Genomic DNA, 17,655 nt, shown 5'->3' on the forward strand with positions numbered 1-17,655 from the left:
CGATGAACGATTCGCCTGAACCATCACATCAGTCCGACCCGGCGCGTCGCGCGCGATTGCGCTGGCGGGCGCGGCGCGGACTGCTCGAAAACGATCTGATCTTCGAGCGGTTCTTCGCGCGCCACGAACACGATCTGAGCGATGCCGATGTCGGCGCGCTCACGCAATTGCTGGAGTTGAGCGACAACGAACTGATGGACCTGCTGCTCGCGCGGAAGGAGCCGGAAGGGGCGTTGGCCACAACCGATGTAGTGCGCGTGATCCACTTGTTAAGGAACGCTTAAATCCCCGCCGCGAAGCATCTTTTCGCGCATCCCATTCTTTGAACATCGCCCGGACAGCCGCGTTGCGCAGCGGTCCGGGCGATTGTTCGTCAAATCCCGCCAGTCAATTCGTGTGACGCCTCTTTATCGCAACGGGCGCGATGGCTACATTTTGATCCCTGAAGGCGCTGGTTTCGATGAGACCGGCATCACGACCGAATTCAACTTTCAAGGATCACATCATGAGCAAACTCGCGAACAAAGTCGCCGTCGTCACGGGCGCATCGAAGGGTATCGGCGCGGCGATTGCCAAGGCGCTTGCAGCGGAAGGCGCGGCTGTCGTCGTCAATTATGCGAGCAGCAAGGAAGGCGCGGACAAGGTCGTCGCGGAGATCACGAAGGCGAATGGCCGCGCGATTGCGGTAGGCGGCGATGTGTCGAAGGCAGCGGATGCGCAAGGCATCATCAACGCCGCTGTGGAAACGTATGGACGCCTCGATGTGCTCGTGAACAACTCGGGCGTCTATGAGTTCGGCGCGATCGAAGACATCACCGAAGAGCACTTCCACAAGCAGTTCAACATCAACGTGCTGGGCCTTTTGCTGACGACGCAAGCTGCGGTCAAGCATCTGAAGGAAGGCGCGAGCATCATCAACGTGAGTTCGCTCGTGACGACGATCACGCCTGCCACGAGCGCGGTCTATAGCGGCACGAAGGGCGCGGTCGATGCCATCACCGGCGTGCTCGCACGCGAACTCGGCCCGCGCAAGATTCGCGTGAACTCGATCAATCCGGGCGTGGTCATTACCGAAGGCACGCATACGGCGGGCATCGTCGGATCGGATCTGGCGAACGGTGCGCTCGCGCAAACGCCGCTCGGCCGTCTGGGCGAACCGGAAGATATCGCGACCATCGCGGCATTCCTCGCATCGGATGATTCGCGCTGGGTGACCGGTGAGCAAATCAATGCAGCAGGCGGCATGCGTTAAGCAGCACGAAAGCGTTATACGCGTCTCCATGGTTAGCGGCTAAACTGTCCGCTCGAACGATAACGACCATGGAGACGAAAGCACATGTCGGCAAGCGAATCTGTGAGCGCATTGCGTGAGGCGCTCGGTGCGGACATCGTGGCCTTGCCCGATGAATTCGGCGAGCGGCGCGTAGTCGATTGGAGCGGAATGCCGGGCGCGACGCCGCTTGCGGTGATCCGTCCGCGCACCACGGAAGACGTGGCGAAAGCGCTGGCGCTATGCACGCGTCATCGGCAACCGGTGGTCGCGCAAGGCGGACTCACAGGCCTTGTCGGCGGTGCGAATGCGCGTGGCGGTGAAGTGGCGTTAAGCCTTGAGCGCATGAACCGCATCGTCGAAATCGATGAAGTCTCGGGCACGATGACGGTGGAAGCGGGCACGCCGCTGCAAGTCGTGCAGGAAGCGGCGAGTGCAGCGGGCTTCTATTTTCCGCTCGATCTCGGTGCACGCGGCAGTTGTTCCATCGGCGGCAATCTGGCGACCAATGCAGGCGGCAATCGCGTCATCAAATACGGAATGATGCGCGATCAGGTGCTTGGCGTGGAAGCGGTGCTCGCGAGCGGCGAGGTCATTGGCGGGCTCACCAAGATGATCAAGAACAACAGCGGCTACGATCTTCGGCATCTGTTGATCGGCAGCGAAGGCACGCTCGCCATCATCACGCGCGTGGTGCTGCGTCTTCGGCCCAAACCTACCGCGACCGCTACCGCATGGTGCGGACTACCAAATTTCGATGCAGTCACCACGTTGCTCAGACACGCGCAGGCATCGCTGGCGGCGGGTGTTTCGGCGTTCGAAGTAATGTGGGCCGGTTATCACGATGCGGTCATCGCCAATCTCAGGCAACTGCGCGCGCCATTGAACGAGCGTTATCCGTTCTACGTGCTGCTGGAAAGCGTCGGCACAGACCCGCTTCGGCATAACGAAGCATTCGAGGAATTTCTCGGCGCGATGCTGGAACAAGGCATCGTTAGCGATGCGGCCATTGCATCATCCGAAAGCCACGCGCGCGATTTCTGGTCCATTCGCGATGCGCCCGGCGAGTATCAGCGCTTCATCCCCGATCGCGCGGAATACGACGTGAGCTTTTCCATCGCGCAAGTGGGCGATGCCGCGCAACGTTGCGAAGCGCGGCTGCGCGAACAATGGCCCGATGCGCTCGTGATGACATACGGCCATCTCGGCGATGGCAATATCCATATCGTCGTGAACGTGCCGGGCCGCGCGAAGCACGATCACGCGGATATCGACCGTGTGGTGTACGACGTGACGCGCGAGTTTCAGGGGTCGATCTCGGCGGAACATGGTATCGGCACGAAGAAGCGCGAGTTTTTGCCGCAAAGCAGGCGCGAATCGGATATCGCCGCGATGCGTGCGATCAAGGCCGCGCTCGATCCGCTCGGTCTGCTCAATCCGGGGAAGGTGGTTTAAGGCGGCGTGTGACGTTGCTGGCCCAGCCGAAGCCGTGAACGCAGCCTAGCGGATAGGGCGCGGCGAGCGTTAGCAAGGTGGATTCCATCATCGGAATGTCGGCGATGTGCCAGGTGTGACTCAGTTCGTGGAAGCAGAATGAGGCATTGGCGGCATCGAACAGCATGTCGTCGTTTGTTTCGATGCCCACATGAAGCAAGCTCGCACGCCGCACCTGCGCACGCAGCGCAGGCCACGCGTGCGGGCTTTGTTCCGCGTCCACGCTGAGGAACGTTTCGATGGCCGCGCCCAGCCCAAGCGGCGCACGCGACAACCCGATGATGATCCACAGCCCCGCATGCGCAATGCCGATATGCAGCTTCGCTTCATGCGACGCGACGCTCATGCCACCGTCCACGTCTTCCACGATTTCAATGCCGCGAGCGTCGATGCCGGTCACGCTTGCCAGAAGCGTTCTAAGCACCGCACGCTGCACCGCGAAGCGCTTGCTCGCCGGCGATTTCGCGAAGCGCGCCACGCGCGATGCTTCGTTCTTCGAAAGACTTGCCATCCCATCGGTTTTCGCCAGCCCCTTCCATTCGGGACGAAAACGCCAGAGGCAAACCGATCCTTCCTCGGCCAGAAGATGTTTCGTCTCCACGCGAAAATCCAGCGCATGCGCGATGAAGCGCGGCGCGAGCGTGCGTTGAAGAAGCGTTGTCCCTTCGATCATCGCGCTCATTGCAGATAGGTGACGCGGCGTTCGCGGTTGTGCACCGACACGCCTGCGTCGGAGAGCGTCGCCGCGAACCCGTGTGCGATATGCGATAGCCGCACGATTTCATGCGTGGAAAACCACGCGCGCACCGCGTCGGTAACCAATTGATCGCCGGCGTCGGAAAGGGCGGGACCGCGTAGTTGAAGCATGCCGGGACTCATCGTGTTCATCAGGACACAGATGATCGGCGAAATCGGCTCCAATTGCAAATCATTCGCATTTGCGAGGTTTCGTGTTCTTTGAATCCGTGCGTTTGGCTTATGCCATTCGGCCAGCTTGCGGTGGACTTTTCGGTGCGCGAAAATTGCATCCAACCTAGCTACGACAAGCCTTCTCACCATGCCGACAATCAGCGCGCTGAACGTTTATCCCGTGAAATCATGCGGTGGGATCGCATTGCCGAGTGCGCGTCTCACGCCGTTCGGCTTGCCGTGGGATCGCCACTGGATGGTGATCGACCACGACGGCACGTTCCTGTCGCAGCGCGAATTTCTGGCGATGGCGCGCATTCGTCCGCGCGTGACGGAAACCGAACTCGTGTTGAATTCGCCCGATGCCGCCACGCCGCTCGTCGTTCCGCTCACGCGTTCCGAAACACGCGGACGCATCGACGTGCGCGTCTGGCGCGACGAATTCCCCGCGCTCGACGAAGGCGATGCCGCCGCCTATTGGTTCTCCGCCATCCTCGGCGTGAACGCGCGCCTCGTGCGTTTCGCCGATGACGTCACGCGCCTGTCCAGCAAGAATTGGACGCTCGACACCGACGCACCCACGCATTTCTCCGATGGCTTCCCGCTGCTCGTCACGAACACTGCGTCGCTTGACGACCTCAACGCGCGTCTCGCGCAAAAGGGCGCGCCCGTCATTCCGATGGACCGTTTCCGACCCAACATCGTGTTCTCGGGACTGGGCGCGTTCGAGGAAGATTTCGTCGATACGCTCACGTTCGATGGCATCGTGCTGCGCATGGTCAAACCTTGCGCGCGGTGCCCGATCACGACGATCGATCAAACGCACGGCGTGCGCGACGAACGCTGGCCGAACGAGCCGCTCGACACTATGCTTGGCTTTCGCGCGAATCCACGCGTGGATGGGGGGGTGACGTTCGGGCTGAACGCGATCTGTATTTCGGGTGTGGGCGGCGAGCTTCGTGTCGGCGCGCGGGCGGAGTTTGAGTTTGCGTTTGCTGAAGACTAATCGAGTGTATTGGGTTGATGCTTGATTTAGCGGGATGGTTCTGTTCTTTTTGTTGTGCAATGGGCTGCTGCTGTTTGTGTCTTTATTGCAGTAGCCGCCTCCCCGGCGGGGGGGTAACTTTCTTTGCTGCTGCAAAGAAAGTCACCAAAGAAAGCAGCTTTTACCCCCATGCACGATGGCTGGAAAGTGTTGATCTGGATTAACAATGCAGTGGCCGCAATAGGACGTTCCACGCATAACAAGCGCTTAGGCAACCTTGCGATTTCGGGCTCGAATATGCAAGTCTTAGTGGACCGCATTCATTCATTCGGCCATGCGCTTCGCGCGCCGAGAACATAAGAACGGAATCCCGCAGCCTATTAGCGCCCAGCCACATCAAACTTCTCCGCAAGATTGCTATCCGGCCCTACCTTGGTTAGCGCTCCGACTAAGAGGTGACTGGCGTTGGGGTGCGCGCTTTGCCCAGAAGCGCTTACCAAGGTAGGGCCGAATAACGACATAACGGCAAGGCGGGCGATGGCTGGGCGCTCATACGCTGCGGGATTCCGTACTAAAGCTCTCGGCGCGCGCAGCGCATGGCCGAAAGCATGAATGCGGTCCACTTAGTCCAAAGGATTCGAGTGCGAATTCGCCAGGTTGCCCACACGCTCAACTCAACGAGGGACATCCTAACGCGGCCACTGTATCGTTAATTCAGGCAACACTTTCCAGCCATCGAGCCTGGGGTAAAAAGCTGCTTTCTTTGGTGACTTTCTTTGCAGCAGCAAAGAAAGTTACCCCCCCGCCGGGGAGGCGGCTACTGCAATAAAAGCCCAACCAACAAAAGCCCATTGCACGACAAATGCCGCCATCTACTAATCAATCGCCGCAGGCTCCTCCACCCGTTTCCGCGCCATAAACCAGTAAAACAACGCCGCACACCCCGCAATCGCGCCACCGATCACGAACGCCAGCGAATAAGACCCCGTCCGATCCACGATGAACCCCGCCACCACCGGCGAAAACGCGCCGCCGAAATATCCACCAAAGTTCTGAATCGCGCTGACCGAGCCAACCATCGACGGCGGCGCGATATCGCCCGCGAGCGCCCACGCGTTGCCGATAGTCGCCGCGATAAACGCAAGCCCGAGCGTCATGAGCACGAGCGTCGTCGTGATCGATTCCGTGAACGGCAGCGCAATGGCGCAGACCGCCGCGCCGATGGAGCCGCATACGATCAGCAAGCGCTTCGCGCCAATGGGCGACGCCCTGCCGCCATCCACGAGTTTCTGCGCAATCCATCCCGCGATGATCTCGCCGAGCGCGCCGCCGAACCACGGCACGCTCGCATAGAAACCCATCTGCGCGAAGCTGATATGAAAGCGGTCCAGCAGATAAAGCGGCAGAAACACGAGGAACAGATTCCACAGCCAGATCGCGCAGAAATAGCCGAGAATCATGCCCCACACGCTTCGATGCCGGAACAACGAGCCCCATTTGAGCGAGGTCGCCGTGAGCGAACGTTCATGCCCGCCGCCGCCCGCTTCGATATAGTCGAACTCGGCGCGCGAAAGCCGTTTGCTCGAAGCCGGATTGCGATACAGAAAGAGAAAAAGGAACGCGAACGCAATGCCCACCGCGCCCGTGACATGAAACAGCGAGCGCCATCCGAACGCGATCATCAGCGCGACGAGCAGCGCGGGCGCGAGCGCCGGTCCCCATTTCGATGACGAATCCCAGATGCCCGTGGCAAAGCCGCGTTCCTTCGCGGGAAACCAGGCGGCGGTGATTTTCGCGGAAGTCGGCCAGCACGGCGCTTCGCCGACCGCGAGCAGCATGCGCATCACGATCAGCCCGGAAACGGAACCGACGATGCCCGTGAGCCACGTCGCCACGCTCCACCAGATCATGCCGATGGCATACGCCTTCTTCACGCCGAAACGATCGATGATCCATCCCGCAGGCAATTGCATGACCGCGTACGTCCACGAAAACACGGTGCCCAGCAGGCCGATTTGCGTGCGCGTGAGGCCCAGGTCGTGAATCATGCCGGGCGCGGCAATCGACAAACTCGCGCGATCCAGATAGTTGATGATGCCGCCGATCACCAGCCAGATCAGCACGCGCCAGCGCACGTTCATGCCGACACCGGCGGCGGCGTGAGGGAAGGCGTTCGTCAGCTTGTCGTCCATCGTGTCTCCGCTTTTGGTTTTCATGAAACGCATGGTAAATCGTCTCATGAAGGCGCACATGACGCGCCGATTCCGTGCGGTGACCAAATAGTGGGGCGATCAGCCTACGCCGCCGTTGCCTCCTTCACGAGCGACGCGAACCGGAAGCCGTTGCGTCCCATGCGCTTGGCCTCATACATCGCGCGGTCGGCTTCTCCGAGCACCGCTTCCGCCGATGCCACGCATCCCGATTCCCGCATGGCAATGCCCACGCTCGCGCCGATCCGCGCCTTCACTGCGCCCAGATCGAACGTGCGCCCGACGGTACGGCAAATATCCTGCGCGATGCGGCTGCACGCGCTCGCCGAAGGAATGCCGCGCGCCAGCAACACGAACTCGTCGCCGGCGAGGCGGCACAGCAGATCGCTTGCGCGCGTGGTCTTGCGCAGACGTTGCGCGACTTGCCGAAGCAGTTCGTCGCCGACATCGTGACCGTGCTGGTCGTTGATGTTCTTGAAGCCGTCGAGATCAAGAAAGAACAGTGCGAACGGCACGTTGTCCGTACGCGATGCATCGACCGCGATGGCAAGCTGTTCCTGAAGCGCGCGGCGGTTGGGAAGGCCGGTCAATGCATCGAGCAGGACTTCGGAGCGCATCTGATCTTCGAACTGCTTGCGTTCGGTGATGTCCTGCGACATCACATAAAAGCCCACGACTTCACCGCGACTGAATTCGGGAATGTACGTCGCGTTCCACACGCGGCCCGGCGCGTGGTCGTAGATTACGTCCTCGTGCGTCACGCGCTCGCCACGCATCACGCGTTGCAGATAGGGCTGACAACGATCGTGCGACACCGCGCCGATGATCTCCCGCACGGTGCATCCGCGCAATGCATTGGGATCCTTACCAAATACTTCGCGATACACCTCGTTGTTGAAACGATAGCGCTGATCCGCATCGACATGCGCGATCAATACCGGCAGATTGTCCGTGATGGTCTGCAAGGCGGTGCGGCTGCTGGTGAGTTCGCACGTGCGTTCCAGCACGCGGCGTTCGAGTTCCTGCTGATAATCGTGCAGCACTTGCTCGCTGTTCTTGCGGCTGGTGATGTCTTGCATCACCGCGACGAAGTGCAGCGGCGCGCCGGTTTCGTCCCGAATGAGCGCCACGCTCAGATCGATCCACACCGTGCCGCCATCGCGACGGCGGTAACGCTTTTCCAGCGTATAAGTCTTGCGACGTCCGGCGATGAGTTCCGCCACGAGCTTGAGATCGGTAGGAAGATCCGCCGCGACGGTGATCTCCTGAAAGGTCATCGTGACGAGTTCATCGGCGCTATAGCCGGTTATTTCGCACAGCTTCGGATTCACCTCGATGAAGCGTCCGCTCAGTTCGACGATGGCCTTGCCCGTCGGCGTCTGCTGAAAGATGGTGTGAAAGCGCGATTCGGAGAGCCGCAGCTTGCGGCGGTCGGCTTCCTGCACTTCGCGCGTGTTGCGCGCGGCTTCGCGCTGCATGAGTTCGCGCTCGACTGTGGCGGCGAGATCGCACAGTGCGGCTTGCTCGCCGGGCGTGAGCGTGCGTGGTTTCGTATCGATCGCGCACAGCGTACCGAGCACGAGACCATCGCACGAGCGCAGCGGCGCGCCTGCATAGAAGCGGATATGCGGTGCGCCTGTCACCAACGGATTGCTCTTGAAACGTGCGTCGTCATGCGTGTCTTCGACGACGAGCAAGCGCTCCGAATGCACCGCGTGCGTGCAGAATGAGATATCGCGCGCGGTTTCGCACACGTCCAGACCCACGCGCGACTTGAACCATTGACGGTGTTCGTCCACGAGCGAAACGAGCGCAATGGGCACTTGCAACATTTGCGCGACCACGCGCGTGATGCGGTCGAACACTTCCTCGGGCGGCGTGTCGAGCACGGCGAGACTGCGCAGGAGGCGCACGCGCTTCGCTTCGTCGATTGGCAATGGCGCCGCGTGCCAAGTGTCGAAGTTGTTCAAGTCATCTCCTGCTTTCAGGCTGAATGGGTATGCGGGGTCGATGCTGTGTCGTGCAGTGTACGGGGACCTTGGGCAGTTCAATCCCACGATCAAGTGGTCGTTTTGGGCTTATTTCGGTAGGTTGTGTGCGGGTTTGTTGCGGTTTGAGTGCTGTCTACATGTCGTGCAAGGGGCTTCTCTTGTTTGTGTCTTTATTGCAGTAGCCGCCTCCCCGGCGGGGGGGTAACTTTCTTTGCTGCTGCAAAGAAAGTCACCAAAGAAAGCAGCTTTTACCCCCATGCACGATGGCTGGAAAATGTTGGTCTGGATTAACGATGCAGTGGCCGCAATAGGATGTTCCACGCATAACGAGCCGCTTAGGCAACCTCGCGATTGCGTGATCGAATCCTTTGATCTTCGTGGTCCGCATTCATGCTTTCGGCCATGCGCTGTGCGCGCCGAGAACGTAAGAACGGAATCCCGCAGCCTATAAGCGCCCAGCCACATCACACGTCCCCGCTAGTTTGCTATTCGGTCCTACCTCGGTTAGTGCTCCGATTAAAACGTGACTTGCGTTGGTGTGCGCGCTGTGCCCAGAAGCGCTTATCAAGGTAGGGCCGAATGACGACATAACGGCGCGGTGTGAGGTCGCTGGGCGCTGATACGCTGCGGGGTTCCGTACTAAAGCTCTCGGCGCGCGCAGCGCATGGCCGAAAGCATGAATGCGGTCCACGAAGACCAAAGGATTCGAGTGCGATATCGTTAGGTTGCCCACACGCTTAACGAAACGCGGGACATCCTATTGCGGCCACTGCATCGTTAATTCAGGCCACACTTTCCAGCCATCGTGCATGGGGTAAAAGCTGCTTTCTTTGGTGACTTTCTTTGCAGCAGCAAAGAAAGTTACCCCCCCGCCGGGGAGGCGGCTACTGAATAAACAAAACAAACAACAGCAGCCCCTTGCACGAAAGAACAACAAACCCAAATACGACAGCAAAAACAAACACTATCTCGTACGTCTAGTGCAGCAGCCTAAATGTTAGGATAATCCTCACTCGCCCACGCATTGGAGCAATCGATTGCATCTCTTAAAAGCCTATTTCGACGGCCCCGACAAAACCAGTTCCGGCATTCTAGGCCGCGTCGTATTAGGCGCAGAGAGCGGACGTCCGCTCATAAAAAACGGCGTGCCGACCTTGCCATTGAAAATGCGCGGCAACATGTTCTCGGAAGCATGGCTTTCGACCAGCGATATCCAGTCAGGCGCATCCGATGAACTCGTCTACGCCCACAACGACGAATTCCTCTTCTGCGCAGGCTTCATCCCACTGTCAGACCGCTACGACGCAGCGACTTACGATGCATATTCGAACGCCTTCGCGCTCGTTGCAAAGTTGAAGTTTGCAAGCATCTTCCGCATGTGGAACTTCATCCCGCATATCAACGATGCGAACCGCGACGGGTTGGAGGTGTATCGCGACTTCTGCCGGGGCCGCGCGTTGGCCTTCGAAAAGCACGGTGCGAAGATGCCTGCCGCGACCGGCATCGGTACATGGGGCGAGGGTGTGGGTTTCTGCTTTCTCGCATGCCGCGACAGCGAAGTGAAGCACATAGAGAACACGCGGCAGATGCCTGCATATGAATATCCCGCGCGCTACGGGCCAAAACCGCCGAGCTTCGCACGTGCAACGCTGCTCGCGAATTCATTGCTGTTCGTATCAGGCACGGCGAGCATTCTTGGACACGAAACCGTGCACGCGGGCAGCCTCGACAAACAATGGCAAGTCGCGGTCGATAACATCGCGCATCTCATCGGCGCAGAGGCTTACACGCTGCACGATCTCGACTACATCAAAGTGTATGTCCGCCACGCCGAAGATTTGCCACGCGTGATGGAATTCGCCCGCGCCGCGTTTCATGATGAAGCGAACATCCGCTATCTGAATGTCGATATCTGCCGCGCGGATCTGCTGGTTGAAATAGAAGGGATTGCGCTCAAGCGCGAACATCGCGCCCGCTAAAGGGCTAACGGAATCTCAAGCGAATTCTTTAGCCCATTCCCAAAAAATAAAATACTAAAGCGGAAGAATTTCGCCCTAAAGAAATGCCGCCAATGCCGATGGCCGCATCGCAAGAACAAACTCCCTAAAGTTATTGTGCCTTTTTGCCGAAAGTGGGGCTAACAAATCCGCGATTGCGGACACGCTGGCCCTGACGAACGGAAGGCAATCGCCGTCTTGATCGCGCAGAGCAAGCCAACAAAAAAATGCGGCATCTGGAAAGACGGGGATCTAAGGCTGTGCATCTGAAGACGTGGGACCGTGCGGGCGTCGCTTCGAACGCTTGCGCGCATGCTCGACGCGCGGGCAACCGACTCATCACACGCGCATGGATGGCAGGCTTGCTCGGCATGGCCGCGCTTACGTCCGTGCACGCGCAGACGATCCGGCCCAACGTGGCTTTCTTTTATGCGGCCAACGTGCCCGTCGATCAATTGCAGGCCTTCGATGCGGTGGTGATCGACCCGGCGCAAGGCTTCGATCCCTTGATGCATCCGCTCGCGCATACGACGTGGATCGCGCGCACCGACAGCACCGCTAGCGCCTCCGCCGACGCGTTCATCGCAAGTCAAATCGATCCTTTGTGGCGTCGCGGCTATCGTGGTTTTCTGCTCGACACACCGATCGCGCTTGCCGCCGCCACGCGTATCCGCGAGATGCATCCGAATGCGCGTTTGATCGCGAGCGTCACACAGGATGCATTACCTATAGCGAAATCGCTCTATGCATTCGTAAGCGATTCGCTGGTTCGCGGTGCCGATGAAGCCGAAGTCTCCGAATCATTACGTACGCAACGAATCGCGGCGGCGCAGGCTTTCATGCATCAAAGCGGCGTGCCGGTCGTCTCCATCGAGTATTGCACGCGCAGCGACCGTCAGTGCGCGCGTGACACGGCGAAGCGTGTCGTGGCCTCAGGCGTAGTCCCGTATGTGACGGACAAGGCGCGCGACATCGTCGGCATAGGGGCGATAGAAGTGCTGCCGCGCAGGATTCTCGTCGTACAGGATCGCAATACGAAAGACCCGCTCGATGCGAGCGTCGGCGTGCGCGATCTCGCCACGCCGCTCAATTATCTCGGCTACGACGTCGAATATGCGGACCTGTCCTCGCCGCTGCCCGATAACGTGACGCCCGACCGCTATGCAGGGATCGTCGCGTGGATGCAGCGCGGCGTGATTCCCGATGCGCCCGCGTGGCAGCGCTGGATCACCGCGCGCATGGCCGACCATGTGCCGGTCGCGTTTCTCGGCGAGTTCGGTTTCGATGCGGCCAACGCATCGTCCACGCTCGATCTGCAAGCGGTCAGCGCCACGTTGTCCGCGCCGGTCACCGTTGTGAAGCGCGATCCGATGATCGGCTTCGAGATCAACCCGAAGCCCGAACCGCGCGATTTGCTCGGCGTGCGCGTGGGTGCGCATGGACAATCGTTGCTACGGCTGTCCGCGAACGGAGAGCAAGTCGATCAGGTCGCGCTCACGCCGTGGGGCGGTTATGCGTTGAGTCCATACACGGTCGTTTCGCTCGACAGCATCGAACAGCAACGCTGGGCCATTCAGCCGATGTCCTTCCTGAAGGCCGCATTGCGCCTTCAGGACATGCCTTCGCCGAGCGTCACGACAGAGAACGGACGACGCCTGCTGATGTCGCACGTCGATGGCGACGGCTTCGCTTCGCGCGCCGAATTTCCCGGCCCGGATTACTCCGGCGAAGCGCTCTATCAGCAGATTTTCACGCGCTACAAGGTGCCGATGACCTTATCCGTCATCGAAGGTGAAGTGGGTCCGGCGGGACTGCACAAGGACATCTCGCCGCGTCTGGAGACCATCGCGCGCAAGATGTTCGCGCTGCCGTATGTGGAGATCGGCACGCACACGTATTCGCATCCGTTTCAGTGGGAACAGGTCGATGGCAAGACCGGCGCGCAACTGGATCGGGGCGGCGGCGATGCGGCTTTCTCGCTCGACATTCCGGGCTATCACTTCAATATCGATCGCGAGATAACCGGGTCGATCGATTACATCAACACGCGTCTTGCGCCGGCCGGAAAGAATACCGTGCTGCTGCAATGGTCGGGCGATTGTCAGCCGCCGGGCTTCGTCGTGCGCAAGGTTCACGAAGCGGGCGTGTATGACTTCAATGGTGGCGATACGGTCATCACGAAGACAAACAATAGCTGGACCGTGATTGCGCCGATGGGTGTCGACAAGGGTAAAGACGCCTATCAGGTCTATGCGCCGAATCAGGACGAGAACGTCTATACGAACGACTGGAAAGGGCCGTTTTATGGCTTCACGCGCGTGCTCGAAACGTTTGACATGACCGAGCGGCCGTATCGCTTCAAGCCCATCGATATCTATTACCACATGTATAGCGGCACCAAAGTGGCTTCGCTGCGCGCGCTCGATCAGGTGTTCACGACGACGCTGAAGCAGCCGGTGTTGCCGGTGTATGTTACGGAGTACATCCGCAAGGTGCTGGATTGGCGCAGCTTCGCGGTGGCGAAATCTATCGGCGCGCAATCGGATGAATGGATCGTGCGCGGCAATGGCGAAGTGCGTGAGTTGCACTGGCCGCAGACAACGAAGCCCTCGCTCGATCATGCCGATGGCGTGACCGGTTTCGCGGGTGGCCCGGATGGCACCTATATCCATATCAATGACGGCAACGCACGATTCTCAATTGGCGATGCATCGTCATCCTTACCGTTCATCGGCGAAGCAAATGGCTTCGTGCGCAATTTCAAACGCACACCGCACGGCATAAGTTTCGAGTTCGCGGGTCACTATCAACCGTTCGTCAAACTGGCGAACGCGCGCCAGTGCAAGGTCACGGTGGATGGCCGCGCGTCGAATGCGCATGCGGACGGCGCGTTGCTTCGTATCGATACAACAGCCGATGTCGGCCCGACAATGAACTACAAGCCGGTGGAGGTCGATTGTGGTCGCTAATCGTCCTCGCATCGCGCCTTCGTGGCTGGTCCTCCTGCTTGCGGGCGTGGTGCTCGCCGCGTTGTGGTTCATGCATCCGCGCGACGGCCTGAAAAGCCGCATGACATCGACCGATGCACCGAGCGAACTGAGCATCGCTTATCTCGAAGCATGGCTGCGTGTGCAGCCCGATAATCCCGAATTGCTCGCGGTGCTCGGCACGCAATACGAACGCCTTGGACGCGATGACGATGCAAGCCGCATCGCCGCGCGCATGGACGCCATGCCGGGCGAACAGACGCATCGGACTGCCATGTTGTTGCGTATCAAGGTGCAGACGCGCGCGGCCTTCGCGTTCAACGAGGGCGATCCGCGCCGCGAAGCCGCGCTTGCTCGCCTTCGCGCTCAACTTGCCGATGCAGCGGCGCTGCAATGGTCGAATGCCGATCTGCAAATGCTCGCTGAATCGGCGGCTGCCGTGAACGCGCAGCAACTCGCGGGACAGCTTTACACGCGTCTGGCCGCGCAGGATCAGACACAGGCCTCGCGATGGAATCGTGAAGTGGTGCGCTTCGCCATGTATGGCGGCGACTATCGTGGCGCGGCGAGTGGTTGGTTCCGCCTGCAGGCAAGCGCCGATACGTTCGATGCGCAACGTCAGTGCTTCATCTCCGGCATCCGCGCGTTGCAGTCGGGCAATCTGCTGGACGAAGCACTCGCCGCTGCGAAACAGCATGGCGATGCATTCACACGCGACCGGCAGACGCTTGTCGTGTTGCTGAATCTGGCGCGTGCGGCGCATCGGCCGGAATTGGTCGATCGATATGCGAAGGCGTTGGCAGGCTATGCGCAGGCGCAGCCTCAGGGTGGCGGCAATGTACGTCTGGTAAGCGCGCGGCAAACGCAGTACATGTACATGGATGGTCCGGTCGCCGTTTCACACAGACACGTGCTCCGCGTTGCGCTCAATTCAGATGACGACACCGCGAACCTCGTCTATCAATCCTTCCTCGAATCGGGCGATTTACCGAACGCGCAGCGCGTTGCATCAGAGCAAGTAGAAAAGAACCCGCGTTCCGGAACATGGACGCGCCGCCTCGCGCAGATCGCCGAATGGAACCATGCGCCGGCGCTTGCGCTCAAGATGTGGCTGGCCTACGCCGAAGCGACCGGCGATGTAGAAGGCTGGCGCAACGTCATGCGCCTCGCGCCCATGCTGAATGACGACGACGCATATGTGAAGTCATTGGTCCATGCTTCGGATGCCTCACCAAACGATCTAAAATTGATCGACTCGGCCGTCGCCGCCTACGAGCGTCTCGGCCGTCCCGACGATGCCCTCGCGTTCCTGCGCAACCGTGATCGCGGTGCATCGGATGAAGCGGTGGACTGGCGCATCGCGCAGCTTTCCGAGCGTGCCGGCCACGATGACGATGCGCTCGCAGCCTATCGCAAACTGAGCCAGCGCGACCCGAACAACGTGCTGTATGCGCTGCTGACGTCGAGCCTGCTGTATCGTCACGGCGACTATCAGCACGCGCTCGATGCGCTGCTCGTGGCGCGCAAGGGCGCGAAGACCGACGACACGGTGTATTGGCGCAACGTCGCGCAACTTGCGCGCCTGCTTCAGCGCGACGATCTTTCGAACGATGCGTACAAGCACATGCTGGCGAGCCGTCACACGACGCCTGAAGACCTCGCAGGCATGACGTATTTCTATAACAGCTATCCGGTCGATGCCGCGCGCACCGCCGAGCTGCAATTCAAGAGTGATCGTTCGCAGCGCGCGTTGTCGAGCGCCATCCACTATTACACCGATGCGGAGCAATACGATCGCGCAGGCACCTTGCTCGCCAGTCTCACGCCCGACGAAACCGCCGCCGCCGAGAACGATCCCGACTTTCTGCGCGTGCGCGCGGAATACTATCGGCAGATCAACCGTCCGCTCGATGCACTCGCCGACCTGCAACGCGCAGTCGCCATGCGCGGCGCGACGCTCGACTTGCGCGCCGCGTTGTTGTGGACGCTCGTCGATTACGGCACAGATGCTCAGCTAAACGAAGCAATGGCCCCGTGGCGCGACGACGCCGCGACGGAACCCATCATGTGGGGACCGCTCGCCGCCGCTCTGATGCGTCAAAACAAGCCGGAAGCCGCGCTCAAGTATCTGCGCTTGCAGGCTGCGTCGATGTCGCGCGACCCGCTCTGGCTGCTGACCTATGCCGAAGCTCAGGAGATGGCGGGCCACGTCGAACGTGCGCGCTGGATTCGCCGCAACGTGTGGCGTCAGTTGCAGCAGGACGAAGCGGATATTCGCGCGAACGGCAAGAACGCGACGCTCGTGCTGCGCGCCCGCTCGATGCAGGACAGCGACACGCGCGAGCAAATGCTGGCGCGACGCGTGACCTTGGCATCCATCTTCGAGAACGCGGACGTGTCCAAAGCATTCCTGATCGATTTGCTCGACAGCGATGCGGGACGAAAGGACAACGTGCAAGTCAGTCGCACGCTATTGGGCGATACGGCAGGGCTGCCGCCCGTTCAGATGACGAAGGTCTCTTCGCAGCAGACGCAATTGACTTCGGCCGTTGCGCGAGATGTGGCGCTCGCCTGGACCGTATCGCGCGAGGCGAACCCGCTGGCGAAGCGCTGGCTTGCGCGTCAATACGCTGAAACGCTCGTCGAGCCTTCGGAGCAAATGATCGCGATCGCACTTGCGGACAACGACAAGCCGGAAATGGAACGTCTGCTCGATAAGCAGGACGTGCGTCTGCCAATCTATAACCGGATCGATGCATCGATGGCGGTGGATCGTCCGGGTGCTGCAGAAAACATCGCATTTCAGGGCTTAGAAGGCGCGCCCGACGATGCGGAACTCCACGCACGTCTGGTCGAGAGCGCCATGCTGTGGCCGCAATCGCTCGATGCGAGCGTGACGAGCTACGTCGAACATCCGCTCGATTACATCGAGCAGACGCTTGCAGGCAGCATCAAATTCGCGGATCACTACATGGTCGGCGTGAATGGCGTGCAGCGCTTTCAGCATTCGACCGATTCGACGCAGCTTGTCAACGTGCCTTCGGTGGATCGTTCGGTCGATGTGTTCGCTCGCCGCCAGACCTACGACACTGCATTCATGGTCACCGCAGGCCGCCGCGAAGCATTGGACAGCTTCACGAGCCTCGCGCTCGATGCCGAGTGGGGACGAAATTCGTCGTTGTCGGCGTCGATCAGGGCAGGCCGCAATCAGACCGCGCGCGAGTCGCAGGCGCTGCTCGTCGGGGGCGTGAAGGACAACGTGGTCGGTGTTTTGACGTATCGCCTGACGCAGAATCTCTATGCGATGGGCAGCGTGGAAGCGGACCGCTTCTACAGTCAGGCCCGCAACTATCTCGGCAGCGGCATTCTGTCGAGCGGCGAGATCGGCTACAAGCTGCGCACGAACTATCCGGACTACACGCTTCGACTGATCGGCGCGCATGGTGCCTATGGCGCAAGCGGCAGTGCGGATGCGCTCATCTCGCGGCTCATTCCCTTGAGTGCAGGTCCGGCCGATTCGGGCACGTTCATTCCGAAGTCGTACTCGCAATACGGTTTGTTCTTCGGCTTCGGTAACGATCTGATCGAACAATACACGCGCGCATGGCGGCCGTTTCTCGACGCAGGCGTGATGCACGACTCGAATCAGGGCTGGGGTCCGGAAATCAGTTTGGGTCTTGCTGGCAGCGTGTTCGGCGGCGATCACGCAGCGCTTTATTTCTCGCATCAACGCGTCTCGCGTGTGGGCACGCCTGTGACCCAGATCGGCGCGCATTATAAATGGTATTTTTGATTCGGATAGCGAATCGTCG

Annotated in this window: 11 protein-coding genes; 7 read left to right on the forward strand and 4 right to left on the reverse strand. The window is 60.1% G+C overall.

What is annotated here, in order from left to right; translation table 11 throughout:
• Positions 1-2: 2 nt before the first annotated feature.
• From ACZCWR_RS31255 to ACZCWR_RS31265, 3 genes are all read left to right on the forward strand, one after another.
• Positions 3-284, forward strand: coding sequence for an FAD assembly factor SdhE (locus ACZCWR_RS31255; protein ID WP_487306553.1), 282 nt, complete (start codon positions 3-5; stop codon positions 282-284).
• 221 nt (positions 285-505) lie between these two features.
• Positions 506-1,252, forward strand: coding sequence for a glucose 1-dehydrogenase (locus ACZCWR_RS31260; RefSeq protein ID WP_487306554.1), 747 nt, complete (start codon positions 506-508; stop codon positions 1,250-1,252).
• An 84-nt stretch (positions 1,253-1,336) separates the two neighbouring features.
• Positions 1,337-2,725, forward strand: a complete 1,389-nt coding sequence (locus ACZCWR_RS31265; RefSeq protein ID WP_487306555.1) for an FAD-binding oxidoreductase — start codon at positions 1,337-1,339, stop codon at positions 2,723-2,725.
• On the opposite strand, the gene ACZCWR_RS31270 is transcribed toward ACZCWR_RS31265, so the two are convergent.
• The gene (locus ACZCWR_RS31270; protein WP_487306556.1) at positions 2,703-3,437 is read right to left on the reverse strand and encodes a hypothetical protein; all 735 of its coding nucleotides are present in this window, start codon (positions 3,435-3,437) and stop codon (positions 2,703-2,705) included. The genes ACZCWR_RS31265 and ACZCWR_RS31270 overlap by 23 nt on opposite strands.
• A 5-nt stretch (positions 3,438-3,442) precedes the next feature.
• Positions 3,443-3,631, reverse strand: a complete 189-nt coding sequence (locus ACZCWR_RS31275) for a hypothetical protein (protein ID WP_487306557.1) — start codon at positions 3,629-3,631, stop codon at positions 3,443-3,445.
• Between the two features lie 190 nt (positions 3,632-3,821).
• Here ACZCWR_RS31275 and ACZCWR_RS31280 point away from each other — a divergent pair, with 190 nt between their 5' ends.
• Positions 3,822-4,679: an MOSC domain-containing protein gene (locus tag ACZCWR_RS31280; RefSeq protein WP_487306558.1), complete on the forward strand. Its 858-nt coding sequence runs from the start codon at positions 3,822-3,824 to the stop codon at positions 4,677-4,679.
• 854 nt (positions 4,680-5,533) lie between these two features.
• On the opposite strand, the gene ACZCWR_RS31285 is transcribed toward ACZCWR_RS31280, so the two are convergent.
• Positions 5,534-6,850, reverse strand: coding sequence for an MFS transporter (locus tag ACZCWR_RS31285; RefSeq protein WP_487306559.1), 1,317 nt, complete (start codon positions 6,848-6,850; stop codon positions 5,534-5,536).
• Between the two features lie 104 nt (positions 6,851-6,954).
• Positions 6,955-8,838 carry a diguanylate cyclase domain-containing protein gene (locus ACZCWR_RS31290; RefSeq protein ID WP_487306560.1) on the reverse strand — a complete coding sequence of 628 codons (1,884 nt, stop codon included), beginning with the start codon at positions 8,836-8,838 and terminating at the stop codon, positions 6,955-6,957.
• A 1,058-nt stretch (positions 8,839-9,896) separates the two neighbouring features.
• Between ACZCWR_RS31290 and ACZCWR_RS31295 the strand changes: the two genes are divergently transcribed.
• The 3 genes from ACZCWR_RS31295 (at position 9,897) to ACZCWR_RS31305 (ending at position 17,636) form a co-directional block, all read left to right on the forward strand.
• Positions 9,897-10,838 (forward strand): FkbO/Hyg5 family chorismatase, encoded by a 942-nt coding sequence (locus ACZCWR_RS31295; RefSeq protein WP_487306561.1) that lies wholly within the window; start codon positions 9,897-9,899, stop codon positions 10,836-10,838.
• Between the two features lie 371 nt (positions 10,839-11,209).
• Positions 11,210-13,825 carry a bifunctional glycoside hydrolase/polysaccharide deacetylase family protein gene (locus ACZCWR_RS31300; protein WP_487306562.1) on the forward strand — a complete coding sequence of 872 codons (2,616 nt, stop codon included), beginning with the start codon at positions 11,210-11,212 and terminating at the stop codon, positions 13,823-13,825.
• On the forward strand, positions 13,815-17,636 hold the full coding sequence (locus tag ACZCWR_RS31305) for a tetratricopeptide repeat protein (protein ID WP_487306563.1): 3,822 nt from the start codon (positions 13,815-13,817) through the stop codon (positions 17,634-17,636). Before ACZCWR_RS31300 ends, ACZCWR_RS31305 begins: the two co-directional genes overlap by 11 nt.
• Positions 17,637-17,655: the final 19 nt, after the last annotated feature.

It is taken from the genome of Caballeronia sp. A2-2 (assembly GCF_057612605.2).

What these genes read in the sequence shown, in the direction of transcription:
- ACZCWR_RS31260 (WP_487306554.1), top strand. Translation starts at nt 506, where the DNA reads ATGAGCAAACTCGCGAACAAAGTCGCCGTCGTCACGGGCGCATCGAAG.
- ACZCWR_RS31270 (WP_487306556.1), bottom strand. Translation starts at nt 3,437, where the DNA reads ATGATCGAAGGGACAACGCTTCTTCAACGCACGCTCGCGCCGCGCTTC.
- ACZCWR_RS31300 (WP_487306562.1), top strand. Translation starts at nt 11,210, where the DNA reads ATGGCAGGCTTGCTCGGCATGGCCGCGCTTACGTCCGTGCACGCGCAG.
- ACZCWR_RS31275 (WP_487306557.1), bottom strand. Translation starts at nt 3,631, where the DNA reads ATGCTTCAACTACGCGGTCCCGCCCTTTCCGACGCCGGCGATCAATTG.
- ACZCWR_RS31255 (WP_487306553.1), top strand. Translation starts at nt 3, where the DNA reads ATGAACGATTCGCCTGAACCATCACATCAGTCCGACCCGGCGCGTCGC.
- ACZCWR_RS31285 (WP_487306559.1), bottom strand. Translation starts at nt 6,850, where the DNA reads ATGGACGACAAGCTGACGAACGCCTTCCCTCACGCCGCCGCCGGTGTC.
- ACZCWR_RS31280 (WP_487306558.1), top strand. Translation starts at nt 3,822, where the DNA reads ATGCCGACAATCAGCGCGCTGAACGTTTATCCCGTGAAATCATGCGGT.
- ACZCWR_RS31265 (WP_487306555.1), top strand. Translation starts at nt 1,337, where the DNA reads ATGTCGGCAAGCGAATCTGTGAGCGCATTGCGTGAGGCGCTCGGTGCG.